This is a genomic window from Candidatus Micrarchaeum sp. (assembly GCF_016806735.1).
Classification (GTDB): Archaea; Micrarchaeota; Micrarchaeia; order Micrarchaeales; family Micrarchaeaceae; genus Micrarchaeum_A; species Micrarchaeum_A acidiphilum_A.
On the sequence record NZ_CP060530.1, the window covers coordinates 382,244 to 395,544 of the forward strand.

General features: G+C 47.0%; 12 protein-coding genes and 1 tRNA gene. 8 read left to right on the forward strand and 5 right to left on the reverse strand.

Annotated features, from left to right (window positions below):
• Position 1: 1 nt before the first annotated feature.
• Together pheS and Micr_RS02090 are read right to left on the reverse strand one after the other, a co-directional pair.
• A complete protein-coding gene (pheS, locus tag Micr_RS02085; RefSeq protein WP_203135002.1) occupies positions 2 to 1,483 on the reverse strand; it encodes a phenylalanine--tRNA ligase subunit alpha in 1,482 nt (493 codons plus the stop codon).
• Positions 1,484 to 1,496: 13 nt separating this feature from the next.
• Positions 1,497 to 2,264, reverse strand: coding sequence for a hypothetical protein (locus tag Micr_RS02090; protein WP_203135003.1), 768 nt, complete (start codon positions 2,262 to 2,264; stop codon positions 1,497 to 1,499).
• A 251-nt stretch (positions 2,265 to 2,515) separates the two neighbouring features.
• Here Micr_RS02090 and Micr_RS02095 point away from each other — a divergent pair, with 251 nt between their 5' ends.
• Positions 2,516 to 2,821: a TRAM domain-containing protein gene (locus Micr_RS02095; RefSeq protein WP_226803573.1), complete on the forward strand. Its 306-nt coding sequence runs from the start codon at positions 2,516 to 2,518 to the stop codon at positions 2,819 to 2,821.
• 169 nt (positions 2,822 to 2,990) lie between these two features.
• On the opposite strand, the gene Micr_RS02100 is transcribed toward Micr_RS02095, so the two are convergent.
• Positions 2,991 to 3,368 carry a hypothetical protein gene (locus Micr_RS02100; RefSeq protein ID WP_203135004.1) on the reverse strand — a complete coding sequence of 126 codons (378 nt, stop codon included), beginning with the start codon at positions 3,366 to 3,368 and terminating at the stop codon, positions 2,991 to 2,993.
• A gap of 167 nt (positions 3,369 to 3,535) precedes the next feature.
• Here Micr_RS02100 and Micr_RS02105 point away from each other — a divergent pair, with 167 nt between their 5' ends.
• The gene (locus Micr_RS02105; RefSeq protein ID WP_203135005.1) at positions 3,536 to 4,534 is read left to right on the forward strand and encodes an alcohol dehydrogenase catalytic domain-containing protein; all 999 of its coding nucleotides are present in this window, start codon (positions 3,536 to 3,538) and stop codon (positions 4,532 to 4,534) included.
• Positions 4,535 to 4,558: 24 nt separating this feature from the next.
• On the opposite strand, the gene Micr_RS02110 is transcribed toward Micr_RS02105, so the two are convergent.
• Positions 4,559 to 4,655 (reverse strand) — tRNA-Thr (locus Micr_RS02110).
• A gap of 87 nt (positions 4,656 to 4,742) precedes the next feature.
• On the opposite strand from Micr_RS02110, the gene Micr_RS02115 reads away from it, so the two are divergent.
• Positions 4,743 to 7,736 carry a NosD domain-containing protein gene (locus Micr_RS02115; RefSeq protein WP_203135006.1) on the forward strand — a complete coding sequence of 998 codons (2,994 nt, stop codon included), beginning with the start codon at positions 4,743 to 4,745 and terminating at the stop codon, positions 7,734 to 7,736.
• 8 nt (positions 7,737 to 7,744) lie between these two features.
• On the forward strand, positions 7,745 to 9,523 hold the full coding sequence (locus tag Micr_RS02120) for an ATP-dependent DNA ligase (protein WP_226803574.1): 1,779 nt from the start codon (positions 7,745 to 7,747) through the stop codon (positions 9,521 to 9,523).
• A 12-nt stretch (positions 9,524 to 9,535) separates the two neighbouring features.
• On the opposite strand, the gene Micr_RS02125 is transcribed toward Micr_RS02120, so the two are convergent.
• A complete protein-coding gene (locus Micr_RS02125) occupies positions 9,536 to 9,856 on the reverse strand; it encodes a hypothetical protein (RefSeq protein WP_203135007.1) in 321 nt (106 codons plus the stop codon).
• A gap of 123 nt (positions 9,857 to 9,979) precedes the next feature.
• Between Micr_RS02125 and Micr_RS02130 the strand changes: the two genes are divergently transcribed.
• Genes Micr_RS02130 through Micr_RS02145 form a run of 4 tightly spaced genes read left to right on the forward strand, consistent with a single transcriptional unit; the run spans position 9,980 to position 13,294 of the window.
• The gene (locus Micr_RS02130) at positions 9,980 to 11,506 is read left to right on the forward strand and encodes a type II/IV secretion system ATPase subunit (RefSeq protein ID WP_203135008.1); all 1,527 of its coding nucleotides are present in this window, start codon (positions 9,980 to 9,982) and stop codon (positions 11,504 to 11,506) included.
• Positions 11,503 to 12,249: a hypothetical protein gene (locus Micr_RS02135; RefSeq protein WP_203135009.1), complete on the forward strand. Its 747-nt coding sequence runs from the start codon at positions 11,503 to 11,505 to the stop codon at positions 12,247 to 12,249. Before Micr_RS02130 ends, Micr_RS02135 begins: the two co-directional genes overlap by 4 nt.
• Positions 12,236 to 13,045, forward strand: coding sequence for a hypothetical protein (locus Micr_RS02140; protein WP_203135010.1), 810 nt, complete (start codon positions 12,236 to 12,238; stop codon positions 13,043 to 13,045). Before Micr_RS02135 ends, Micr_RS02140 begins: the two co-directional genes overlap by 14 nt.
• Before the next feature lie 9 nt (positions 13,046 to 13,054).
• Positions 13,055 to 13,294, forward strand: a complete 240-nt coding sequence (locus Micr_RS02145; protein ID WP_203135011.1) for a hypothetical protein — start codon at positions 13,055 to 13,057, stop codon at positions 13,292 to 13,294.
• Positions 13,295 to 13,301 lie beyond the last annotated feature (7 nt).

A 13,301-nucleotide genomic window follows, 5' to 3' on the forward strand; every position in this document is an offset into this window, starting at 1 on the left:
ATCACAGCTTGATCGGCTTGCGTTTTCTGAGCCATCCTATGTCGTTCTTGTAAAGTTCGCTCAGCGAGTTTATGCCTAAATATTTGAACATCAGCCTGTCCAGGCCCGCGCCCCACGCTATAACGCGCATGTCGGTCCCCAGGGCCTTGGTTATCTCCTTCCTTATAATGCCGCCTCCGCAGAGCTCTATCCAGTCTCCGTGCTCATCGTCGTAATAGCTGGCTTCGAGCCCAGGCTCGACGAACGGGAAGTACGAGGGCTTGAACTTGACCTTGAAGCCCAGCCCTTTGTAAAACTGCTCAAGCGTACCTTTCAGGTCAGCCACACCCAGGCCTCTGCCTATGACTATGCCGTCCAGCTGGTGAAGTTCGGCCAGGTGCTTGTAGTCTATGCTCTCGTTCCTGAAGACTTTCCCTATCGAGAAAAGCTTTATCGGATATTCGAGCATGCTGGAATTGCCGTATTCTTTTATGTTGTGGGCCGAAACGCTTGTTGTATGCGTCCTGAGCACTGGCTGAAACGAGATATCTTCGTTCCAGCTATTCCATCCCTTCTTGTGCATCCTTGCTACCCTTTTCAGCAGCTCCTTTTCTGCGATTCCGAGTATTTCAGGATTTGACAGGAAGAACGTGTCCTGCATCTCGCGCGTAGGATGGTCTTGAGGTGAAAAAAGCGCATCGAAATTCCAGAAAGACGATTCTATCATGGGACCTGCAGTTTCAATGAAGCCCTGGCTTACCCACATGCGCCTTACGAGCTCCATGAATTCTTTCATCGGATGCCTCCTCGCAGGATACGCTTCGGCTACCGGCGCCTCAACATCATATGGCCTGAATCCTGACTCGGTCCATGCTCTGGATTTTATTATGTCCCTGGTGAGCTGCCCTATTCCGCTTGCCGTCTTTTCTCTGGAAAGCATCTCCATGCCAATATCGGTTATTGATATCGAGGCTATCCTTGATTTAGGCTTAATCAGCAGCAGCTTCCTATGCTCAAGTTCCTTGAGTGTCTTTTCTATTCCTGCCATTTCTTCATCACTGACATAGGCAACGTTGTTCCCATTGCTTCCGATTTTGGAAAGAAGCAGCTTTAGCACGCTCTCCTGTTCATATCGGCTTCCTAGGGCCTTCCTGCCTTTCTCTGTAATGTGGAGCTTTCCGTCACTGATGTCAGCCCAGCCGTTCCTCTTAACCCATGCCAGCGCTATGCCATTTATGCTTCCATCCAGCTTCTTTGGGCCTTTTCCAAGTTCCGCAAGCAGAGCCTGCTCAGGAAACCCTTCGGCGTAGCCAAGCGCCTCTGGTCCGAGCTCTACCTCGGCTCCGCTGTCGATCTTAATCTCAACCGCACCCTTGGATTTTAGGCTTTCGGAAGCCCAAAGGACTGCGTCACGCCCAAGGCTGGTGCCGCTCCATATGCTTTCCACATCTGCGCTCTTTTTATCTTTGAGGAACGATAGCAGCTTAAATTCGTACTCATGCAATGCAAGCACCATCTTATCTGGATTTCGCATAGGCGTATGCTATGAGTCCAGCTATTATCGCGGCTATTATAATATAAGAGAAAATTCCAAGGGCGTTATAAGCGCCAGTGAAAAAACCGGTGACCTCGGCCGTGAGGCTCTCGCGCATTATGAAAACTAACGTGAACTTTGAAAGCGGCTCACCATCGAACCAGGAAAACTGCGTCGTATTGGAATAGCCATTAGTGAAATTGGCAACAGGGGCATCCGGTATCGGATAAATTGCTGATACCTGTGACCCGGAAGGCAGAATTATGGTGAGCGTAGTGTTTGACGGAAGGACCTCTCCGCTAGTTGCATGCTCGAAATTAAAGACGTTCCTGCTGAACGAGTATACAAACTCTCTTGGTGCGGTCTGCTTGACGCTTGTAACGTTGTTTACATCGTAGCTCATTATGAGCTTAGCCACTCCTCCATTGTACTGCGGCACCAGCGGCCCTGGCAGATATTTGAAGTTGTAGACCCCGCTCTTCGGATTTATTATGTGCTGGACCAGCATCGGCCCTATGAAACCCTGCCATGTGCTCAGCGTCAGGTTAAGGGCTATCCTATTCGTTTCGTATTGGTTTACCGAGCTGTTGCTTACAAAGACGGTAAGCACCTCCGTAACCTGCGCGCTAGTGTTCTTATTGAGCGTTACGGTCGTATTAAGGTGGGTCACAGTATAAGAGCCGTAGCTGGAGCCTGCGATTGCAAAAATCATAAGCACGGCGAGCGCAAGAGCCGCAATTACCATTTTCATATGATCACAACAGCACTATGATTATATTATAGAGTGCTTAAATAACTTAGCCCGCATAGCGCTGGCATTGATACAATTGATGCCGAAACTACATCAAAAACAGGCGCAAAACTGCTGCGGGCCCAGGATTTATCTGCACATGTGCCGATGCCGATATATACAAAGCTTTAAATATAAGCGCAGTCGCAATATCACTATATATGTAGTAAGGCAAAGAAATGAACCAAGCCTACATATGAGCAAAGATACAGATGGAAGAAGACGAAAGTTTCGGACAGGAAAGAAATGAAGAAGGAATGGAAGGAGAAGAGCAGAGAAGGCCAAGACGCGAAGGAAGGGACAGGGGCGTATCAATAAAACCCTCGTACTTCTTGCAGAAGCCCGTAAAGGCTGGCGATGAGGTCGACGTGACCATAGAAGCGGTTGCCTCAAAGGGCGACGGCATAGCAAAGGTCAACGGCTTTGTTGTCTTCGTGAAGGGCGCGAAGCAGGGAGAAAGCATGAAAGTCAGGATAACTGACGTCAAAGCAAGGTTTGCATTGGCGGAAAGACTCTGATTGCGATTAGCTTTCACAAAGAGATAAAGGATTAGTTTTATTTTTTACTATTTCTGTTTTATTTTTGGGCTCTTAGCGGAGCCCATTCAGATTCCTACTTTTTAAATATCATTAGCCCTGCCAAGGATACAGTAAAAATAAAAAGTGCCGCTAAAGCGGCAAAATCAATTCAGCACATTGCCTTTGCGTATGCTGCTCCTGCGGACGCTATCACGAACCCGATTATCGCAACAACTACCATTAGCGGATTTCCAGCTGTCATTGCCACGAAGGAGAATCCTCCGGCGCACGCTGGTGCTATGGCTGCCCTGGCTATCGGATTGTTCTTGATCAGGTTGGTAAAGCTGAGTATGAATAGCGATACTGCGCTGAGAACTCCGACCGCGTATAGGAGCGGAAGCCATACTGCCGTTATTGCTGTTGCAAAACTTCCAGCCGCTGCAGTGCCTGAAGAGGTAACATATACCAAAGCGAGGTATATCAAGCTGCCTACGAATTCAAGGGCGAATGCCCCCGGGTTTGTCTTGCCAGATGGTACTTTAGACATATTTTCACCATATACTACTGCTCAGGGATTGTTTTTATACAAGTCAATATCCTATTTATACAAGATTACATTTTTTGCAGCCTAAAAATCCAGTTTTTGGTAGAGAAGTAAATGTGCGTGCATACAATGATTTTATTGATTGTTTGCGCAATCAAATCGTGGTTGTTATGAAGGCGCTCATTTTCGAAAAGCAGGGAACTGAAAACCTTAGGGTTGCTGATGTAGAAAAACCAGCACCAAAGGAAGGCGAAATCCTGATAAAAGTTGCAATGGCGGGCGTAAATCCGATAGACAACATGATCATAAACGCAATACCTGGGATAAAGCCAATGCCGCATATAGCCGGCGCTGAGTTCGCCGGTACTGTAGAAGCCGTAGGCCCTTCGGTCAAATCCGCAAAGCAGGGTGACAGGGTCGCGGTATTCAACAGGTATTTCGATGGCACCTGCGACATGTGCAGCAAAGGCATGGAGATGCTATGCAGAAATGGCTATATAACCGGAGTCATGAACAACGGCGGTTTTGCAGAATACATATCAGTCAACGAGAGGAATGCAGTAAAGCTCCCTGATGAAACAAGCTGGGAGATGGCGGCTTCGCTGCCTGTAGCTGCACTTACGTCATATCACGCGATTAACCGCGCAGGTCTTAACAAGGGTGAAACAGCAGTCATACTCGGCGCTTCTGGCAACACCGGCAGGTTCGCCCTTCAGTTTGCAAAAGAACAAGGCGCAAAAGTTATAGCCGTATCAAGGAAGCAGTCGATGGCGGATTTCGGCGCGGATTATACCGTATCTTCGGAAAACGCCATTGAAAAGATAAAGGAAATAACAAAGGGCAAAATGGCGGATTTCGTTCTAAACTCTCTTGGAGAGAAATTCTGGAACGAAAGCTTTTTGATGATGGGGAGCAATTCCAGGCTCGCCACATTCGGAACGCTTACGGGCCCGCAGGTAAGCCTGGATCTTTCAGGCGTGTACTCAAAACATGCCACGATAATGGGTTCTACAGGCGGTTCCATGCGCGAGTTTAAGGAACTGGTTTCGAAATCGCCAAGCTACAAGCTCAAAGTATGGAAGAAGTTCAGGCTTGAAGATGGGCAGGCAGCGATAAGGGCGCTATCCTCTAGCGATAGGGACGGAAGGGTAATGCTGCAGATAAGCTGACAACAATAATATGGCATTCGAGCAAGCCTCGAGAGGGATTTGAACCCTCGACCCCCTGTTTTCACAGCCCAATATGCTGAGCGTACGAGACAGGTGCTCTACCAGTCTGAGCTACCGAGGCAATAAACGTTTTTATAATTCAAACAACAAACTATAAATTCATTTATAAACAAATCTGAAAGTGGCGAATACGCTGCCGGTAGAGTAAGTGTCAATACTTCAGAACGATCAAGGATCAGAAGGGCCTGGGAGCCCAGCCACACCAGGTGGCTGGAACGAGGTTCCTAGCACGGAACCAAAAGGATACAAAGTGGATGTTACACCAAGCAATCCATTCGAGCAGCAGAAGCCCTTATCTCCGGTCCCGTTGGCAAAAAAACCTTCAAAACAAAAATTTTCACTAAAATACCTCCTTATTGTCATAGTCATAATATTCATAGCTTTAATTGCGGTTATCACGCTTCACAAGCAATCGCCAACCACTACCGTGCTTACAACTTCAATAAGCCCTGATGTTTATACAATGTCGGCATGTGGCACATTGGGCAAGCCAGGGTCATATTACCTTAGCTCAGACGTAAGCAGCAACATAACTTCCGGTTCATGCCTTTACGTCAATTCTAGCAACGTCGCGATAATCTGCAACGGCAAATCCATAACCGGTTCAGGGCCATTCAGCAACAAGACCCCGTATACTTATGCGATATACGCTTCTGGCAAGGACAACGTTACTGTAAGCGGATGCACGCTTTCCGAATTCTCATACGGTATAGCGGCTGTAAACTCTACGGACGTCAGGGTTGCAGGAAATAAGATATACAACAATACTATGTCAGGCGTTTACTTTTCGAACACTTCGTCCTCTTCCATATCCGGAAATAAAGTTTCTGGAACCTCAAGCCCGCAGGGTGCCGTATATTTGGGCTATGGATCTGCGGGAAACAAGGTGTCAAACAACACAATATTATCAAATGGCAACATAGGCATAAACATATACTCAAGCGGCGAAAATCTCTATAACAACATAATAAATTCAACGCCTAATTCATTGGCATGCCATGGGCTTTCCGGCCTGATAAACGCCAGCTCGGCCCATGGCAATGTTTGTGCAGTAAATCTTGGCTGCGACTTTTTGTCGTGCACTGAAACCAACTATCCAATAAATGTTTCCCAGATCTCTTTGGGCAGCGTCATAAATTCATGCGGCACGATAAACTCGCCTGGCAACTATCACATAGCCCAGAACATAAATGCCAATGCATACTCAAAAGCAGTGGGCTTCATCAACGCATCTGCAGAGGTCCCATGCATAACGATAAATGCCCCGGACGTGCATCTAGATTGCGAAAGCAACAATATAACCAATGTTACTTCTGGGTATGCAATATATGCGAATTCAGAGCCTGGTCTGAGGATTGACTATTGCGGGATAAACTCTTCGAAGGGCGGCATAATGCTCAGGGATGTCAGCGGTGCTGAGCTGTCAAACGTAAGCATATCCAATACAAGCACTGGAATAATGCTCGTCAATTCCAACTCAAGCAAGTTCTACAACGTAAGGGCCGACAACGGCAAGATAGGGCTGTACGTTGGCTTTTCAACGCTGGACACTTTCGACTCATTCAGGTTTACCGGAAACAGCTATGGCATATATGTAAACGACTCCATAGGCAACGTCTACAACAACGGGGTGGCGACAAACAATTCAAGGATGGACCTTTATGCGACAAACAATTCAATAAAATCGGGATACTCGCTCATGTCGGATACGCAATGCGGCCTTACCGATGCCGATTGGACAACATGCACTAACGTGGCGAAACCGCAGCTCAAATTCTATCCGATAAATTCCTGCGGCACTATAAGCTATGAGGGCAATTATTCGCTGAGCCAGAACATACTAGCCTCTTCCACTAATTGTATAACGATAAAGTCAAGCAATGTAAAGCTGTCATGCGGCACGTATAAAATATCCAGTCAGACGCGCGGGCTAGGGACCGGCATATCAGCCAGCAATGTGAAAAACATAACGATAATCGGCTGCGGGGCAACGGGTTTAAAATACGGGTATTACTTGGATAACGTAACCAACTCTTCAATAACAAATGCCATTTCTTCAGGGGATACTTTCGGGGTTTACATGAAAGCCACGAAGAGCACAAAGGTTTACAACATCACCGAAACCAACGTTGGCAATTCCGGCCTTTTCATTAACTCGTCAAGATCGGACCTTATAGAGGGCTCTTCATTTAATTCCGGCGCATATGGGATATACCTTTACAACGCCAGCCTCAACGAAATCTCAGGCAACAACGGCACTGGCGATGGAACCGGAATATATGCAAACACTAATTCGACCAACAATACAATCTCTTACAACATGTTCTCCGGCTCTTCAAATTACGATTATGCATGCGCCGGCGGAGCTTCAGGGATTGCTTCCGAATACGGTGGCATAAACTACGGCCAGAGAGTATCCAACTGCATGTGGCTTTCAGGCATAAGCAAGAGTTCCGGGCCGATAGCATGCAATTCCTTCTTCAGCTCGTCTTCATACGACATTGGAACTGACGGTTATTACGGCCTAGGCGCACTGTGCAACGGGGTGTATTCAAATTCTACCACAATAAACTGCAACTACAATACCATAACTGCTACGCACGGAGGCACTTTTGCAAAATTTGACAATGTAAAGAGCGGAGTTATAGAAAACTGCATGCTGCGCGGATTCACCACGCCAATAATAATAAAGAACTCAAGCGTAAAGGTCATAAACGACAGAATATACGTGAACGCAACTGGTGCGAGCACGCCTTTCGAGTATTTTGGCATAGGGGTCTACTCTTCGAAGGGCTTTACGATTTCTAATGTGTCGGTAATAAGCAACACTACCGGCATTTTAATAGAGAACTCTGCATCTGGGACTGTTTCAGACAGCAACTCTACTTCGCGCCAGATAGGGTACTATGCCGGCAACACAACGGATGTGCTCTTCAAGAACGACGTTGCCAAATCTCCTGGCGTGGGCCTTTCCATGGCCAATTCTACATCCAACGTTTTTTCAGGCGATTCGTTCAATGGCTCTGTGACAGGTGCGCTTTGCATGGGTACATCGGAGTCAAATTCATCCAATACCAATTCAGGTGCGAATTACTGCTCGGTTAATTCCGGATGCTCATGGCTTAAGAGCCCGGATTGCTGAAGTGATGAATGGTGAAGTTCGAAAAGCTGGCCGAATACTACGGCGTATTGGAAGGGGTTTCCTCAAGGCTTAAAATGATAGAGATAATGTCGGAAACCTTCAAGGAGGCCGAGCCATCAGAGATAGAGCAGATAGTATACATTACCCAGGGAGTTCTGGCTCCACCGTTCGAGGGCAAGGAATTCGGCGTTGCAGAAAAAATAGCAGCAGAGGCGATAGCCCTGGCAACAGGATACACCAAGGAGGACGTAGAGGCCGACTTCAGGAAGACCGGAGACCTGGGTAGCACGGCAGAGAATCTGGTGTCAAAATCAAAGCTCAAGCGCATGTCATCTTCGAAACCAAACGTTTCCGATGTTTATTCGTCCATGGTTAAAATATCGGAATCATCCGGCAAGGGCAGCAAGGACCAGAAGATAAAGCTGCTTGCAAATCTGGTGGCAAGCTCCAGCCCAGTCGAAGCCAGGTACATAATAAGATATCCGCTTGGCCAGCTCAGGCTTGGCCTTGGCGACGCTACGATGCTGGAGGCATTATCAGTAATGTACAAGGGCGACCGCACGCTCAAGGAACACTTGGAAAGGGCCTACAACATATGCAGCGACCTAGGGCTTGTAGCCAAGGAGCTCAAATCAAAGGGGATAAAAGCCATTGAAGACTTTTCCGTATCCATATTCAAGCCGATAAGGCCCGCATTGGCCGAGCGCCTTCCCACTGCAGAAGAAATACTCGAAAAGATGGGCGGCGAATGCGCGGTGGAGCAGAAATACGACGGCTTCAGGTGCCAGATACACAAGATGGGCAAAAGGGTGGAAATATATTCTAGGAGGCTGGAAAGGACAACGGACATGTTTCCCGACATAGCAGCAGCTGCCATAAAGGAAGTTTCTTCAAAGGAGGTCATATTTGAGGGGGAAGCCCTGGCATACAACGACGTAACTGGGGAGTTCATGCCTTTTCAGGAGACAATACAGAGGAAAAGGAAACACGGGATATCAGAAAAAGCGGTGTCCCTTCCGCTCAGGCTAATGGCTTTTGACCTGATGTTTGCCGAAGGCAAAAGCTATATGAACGAGCCGTACGAGCAAAGAAGGCAAAAGCTCGAGCAGGTCCTCAATGGCAGTGAAACCATAAAGCCGTCAAAGCGCATAATCACTCGCTCGGCCAAGGAACTGGAGGACTTCTTCAATTCTTCGGTATCGGACGGCTTGGAAGGCATAGTGGCAAAGGATCTAAAGTCCCCGTATATAGCCGGGGCAAGGAAATTCTCGTGGATAAAGCTAAAGCGCAGCTATCAGGGCGAGCTCTCGGACACTCTTGACCTGGTGATAGTTGGATACTATCGCGGAAAAGGATCAAGGACCGAATTCGGCTTCGGGGGCCTGCTGTGTGCAGTATATAACGAAAAGCGTGATATCTTCGAGACCGTTTCCAAGCTTGGCACGGGCTTTACCGAAGCCCAGATGCAGGAGCTCAACAATCTGCTATCCAAAATAGAACAGAAATCAAAACCAGCCAGGGTAGATTCCATAATCGAGCCTGATTTCTGGGTATACCCTAAATACGTAGTCACCGTCAAGGCGGACGAGATAACAAAATCGCCAATGCATACGTGCGGCATGTCCATTCAGGAAGATGGAAGCAAATCAGGGTATTCGCTCAGGTTCCCGAGGCTGGTCGGCGAAACAGCAGTAAGGGAGGACAAAAGCCCAGAAGAAGCAACGACTACCAAGGAGATAATCGAACTCTTCGGGCAGCAGAAAAAAGTAAGGGTTTCAGACAGGTAAATCATACTGCTTTCACATGCAGCTTTCAACTACTTTCGAAGCTTTCTGCAGGCTTTTTATCATGTCCTTGACCTTAGGGTTAAGCTTGTAGCCCAATCCATATCCGTTCGTTGTCCTTATATGTGTGGGCTGTATCACGTTGAGGTCAAGCGAGAGCTCCCTGAGTGATATTATAAGCGTCTTCCTTGTGAACTTTTTCTCAAGCACGGAATATATCTCCTTTGTGGTTCTTGGGGATTTTTCAAAAAGCAATTCCATGACTGCATAGTTTGGCCTGCTTATCGCTTTCCTCAATGCCCAGATTTCATCCTGCTGCTTTTCTTTTTTTACCATAATAATACTTTTTGTAAAAGGTTTATATACATTTGCACTCTTTTCGCAATTCACCGTTTTGTGCAGCCGCCAAACACGATTAATTATACAAAGGTATATAAATATATATTTTAATATAATATTATGGAGTTTAGTAAAATAATCAGGGCGAAAATTGCAACAGCTTCGGCTCAAGGATTCTCGATAAGGAGGCGTCACGTCCCTGCTGTTGCACCAAGCCATAAGCTATCGTTCAGTTTTCTTGAAAGCTATCCTGAAGAGGTGCTGCTTGAGACTGCCAATGCTGTATTGGGGAAATCAGGCTCGTCGCTTCTATATTCAATAAAAGCGCATCCGGAATGGATTTCGGCCAAGCCTCTTGCAGACGCAATGAAATCGGATATGGTTGACCTTGTTATAGGGGCAGGAAATACGCAATACGAAATAGGCGATAAAAGCGCAATAGACTCTGCAGCAGCTCTTCTTTCAGAACGTTTTGGGGTTCCTCAAAACTCAATAGCGGTGAAAGCCGCTGCACTGGACCTGTTCGGATACGGCCCGCTGAGCTTTCTGCTCGAGGACTCGGCAAACATAGAAGAAATAGTTATAAACGGCCCATTGTATCCTATTTCTCTCTATCACTCCAAATACGGGTTCTGTACCACCAACATCAAATTCGTTTCGGAGCAGGATTCCATACACTGCATAAATAAGCTTCTCGATTCCGCGGACAAGGAATTGGCTTCAGATACTCCAATAGTTGACGCAAGCACGCTTTCCGGACTCAGGATACACGCGCAGCAGTCGCCATATTCGCCATCAGGCATGGTGGCATCCATAAGGCTTGCAAAGCCCGAGCGCAGCGGGCCAGCGTTCCTGCTCGCAAAAGGCACACTTAATCCGGAGCTTCTGGCATATCTGTGGATGGCAGTCGATGCAAGGCTCAATCTCCTTATAACCGGTCCGCCAGCATCTGGAAAAACCACCCTGCTGAAGGCCCTGGCAGAAGTGATGCCGCGCTACGAACGCGTAGTAGCGATTGAAGAGGAAACCGACGAGCTCATAATGCATTCAAACTTCACCAATGCCGTTTACCTGATAGGTAAGAAATCGGCTGACAAATCCGAAAGCACGATATCGGACCAGGTGGCAAACGCGCTAAGGCTCAGGCCCGACAGGCTCATAATAGGGGAAATAAGGGGTGCAGAGGCCAGGGATGCATTTTTCGGTTCAAATACCGGGGTGCCATTCATAGCTACCATGCATGTATCCGGAAGCGGCATAAGCGTGATATCAAGGCTGGAATCCAGGCCCATGCTTGTTGACCATGCGCTAGTGTCAAACCTCGATCTTGCCATCCACATGTCCCTTGATGGCGCGATGCAAAGGAGGATAGCCGGAATATCCGAATACAAATGGTTTTCGCGTGCGGAGATAAACCCGGAAAGGGCAGAGGAATTCGAGATAAACAGCATGTTTTCCAATGGCACGCCGAAGAAAGAAGAGCTCAGATATTCCAAGGCAATAACCTACTTCGCAATGCGCATGAAGATGTCCCCAAGCGAAGCAATAAAGGAATTCCAATCAAGGTCCAAAGCGATATACTCCTTCATTTCAAGCGGCTCCCGCGATTTTCAAAAATTTATACTGGAATATAAGGGATTTGAATGAATTCGCCCGAAAATAAAAAATTTGCCGGATTCGGCCTATACCTAATGTGCATAGGGTATGTTGCCATAATACCTGCAGTCGCAATTACGCTTTTCGGAGGCTACGGTTATCCAATAGCCATTCTCTCTTCGTCAATGTTTTTTGCATACTACATAGCGAAACTAGAAATCCAGAAGGCCGCGTCAAAAATAAGGAACTGGTTTTCTTTTTTCGGACTGGCTTCATCCATAATGCTCAAGCGCATGAATGGGATGCCAACAGCAACGGCGTTTTCGGATTCCATAAAAATTTTCGGTCATCCATCAAATGACGTTTCTCTCGCACTGAGAAATCTGCCGTTAGCGATGCGCTTGGTGGGTTTTGGCGAAGCGATCAATCATATAGCGGCAAAATCGCCAAACAAGGATTACAGTCGCACATCAATAATTAAGCATATTGTAGAAAAATCCAGTTCCGGTTTAGACGCCATAGGCACGTTCTCTGTAATAATGGATTCTGCAATCTCGAATCTTGAAAACGCGTTATCCGCGTATAACAACAGGAATAACAGGAATTCCACGGTGCTTATGCTTTTTTCAACAGTGCTGCCCTCATTCGCACTCTTCGGAATCGCAGGATACTCCATTCTTTCAGGAAGCGTGTCGTTCCTGCCGGAGGCATTCGCCATATTCGTTGTTTCCGCACCAATTGCCTATCTAATAGCTTTAAAAGCGACTTCGGTGGTGAGCAATGCAATCATATAAAACAATCATAAGTGCATTCGCGAAGCCAAAGCATGCATTTGGCAGCCATACTGCAACGGCTGCAGCTGCAATGTACATCGCCTCTATGGCAGTTTCATTTTATTCCGTGTGGATCTCCGTGCCAATTTTTCTCTCTGCGATAGTTTTACATGGCTTGTCAAAAGCTGGCCAGGATTCCAGATGGAAATCATCGCCAATGGAAACCATCTCAATTCTGAAATCCATTTCTCAAAGCCCTAAGGGTACCAGTTATTCCAAAGCCATGAATTCAATGCCTCCTGGGTTTCGTCATTCAAATGCAATAAAATCAGCCATGAAAAAGTTCCGGGCTACTGGAAATGCTGAATTTGCATTCGGCAAAATGGTTTCAGGGAAAGATCCAGGCCTAAGCGCCATAGGTATGGCGCTATACTCCAGTTTTTCCGGGGGCCCGGGCCTAACCGAGGCTTCAAGCTGGATTCTCGCAAAATGCTCAGCTTTGATGGGGCATATTGCAAAAATGACACAGATGTCAGAAAGCAGCGACATGATGGTTGCAAGCGGAATAAACTTTTTCTTTCCGGTATTTGCAGGGATAACGATAAACATCATAAGGTTCTCAAGTCCGGTCGGATACCAAAGCTATTCGATAGCGCTGATTGCGATGTTCATGTATTATATAATGGCAGTAAACTACTCGACTTCATCAAATTCTCTGAGGCCACACGACGGAATTTTCATGCGCACTCTTCAAATGAGTGCCATTGCATCATTTATAATGCAGGCGGCCCTACGCCTGTCGGCTTTCATGCTTTGAGGTGTCAAAATGGAAACACAATATTCCACACTGGTTCGTGCCATTATGGCAATGGCAAGGTCAAGAAAAGGGCAAAGCTCGATAGAGTATCTGATGATGCTCTCAGCAGTCAGCATAGTTATCATAATAGCCCTGGCTATGATAACGCAGCTAAAGGGTGCTGCTGTGCACTCATTCTTCAATGGGACTAACGGCAGCGTAATATCGACGCTCAAGTCAGAGCTTGGAAATATAACCACTCAAGGGTAGGTGTTCT

Excerpts from the sequence above, each read along its gene's own strand:
- Micr_RS02100 (WP_203135004.1), bottom strand. The coding sequence starts at position 3,368 with ATGTCTAAAGTACCATCTGGCAAGACAAACCCGGGGGCATTCGCCCTT.
- Micr_RS02125 (WP_203135007.1), bottom strand. The coding sequence starts at position 9,856 with ATGGTAAAAAAAGAAAAGCAGCAGGATGAAATCTGGGCATTGAGGAAA.
- Micr_RS02140 (WP_203135010.1), top strand. The coding sequence starts at position 12,236 with ATGCAATCATATAAAACAATCATAAGTGCATTCGCGAAGCCAAAGCAT.
- Micr_RS02090 (WP_203135003.1), bottom strand. The coding sequence starts at position 2,264 with ATGAAAATGGTAATTGCGGCTCTTGCGCTCGCCGTGCTTATGATTTTT.
- Micr_RS02105 (WP_203135005.1), top strand. The coding sequence starts at position 3,536 with ATGAAGGCGCTCATTTTCGAAAAGCAGGGAACTGAAAACCTTAGGGTT.
- Micr_RS02145 (WP_203135011.1), top strand. The coding sequence starts at position 13,055 with ATGGAAACACAATATTCCACACTGGTTCGTGCCATTATGGCAATGGCA.
- Micr_RS02120 (WP_226803574.1), top strand. The coding sequence starts at position 7,745 with ATGGTGAAGTTCGAAAAGCTGGCCGAATACTACGGCGTATTGGAAGGG.
- Micr_RS02130 (WP_203135008.1), top strand. The coding sequence starts at position 9,980 with ATGGAGTTTAGTAAAATAATCAGGGCGAAAATTGCAACAGCTTCGGCT.
- Micr_RS02135 (WP_203135009.1), top strand. The coding sequence starts at position 11,503 with ATGAATTCGCCCGAAAATAAAAAATTTGCCGGATTCGGCCTATACCTA.
- Micr_RS02095 (WP_226803573.1), top strand. The coding sequence starts at position 2,516 with ATGGAAGAAGACGAAAGTTTCGGACAGGAAAGAAATGAAGAAGGAATG.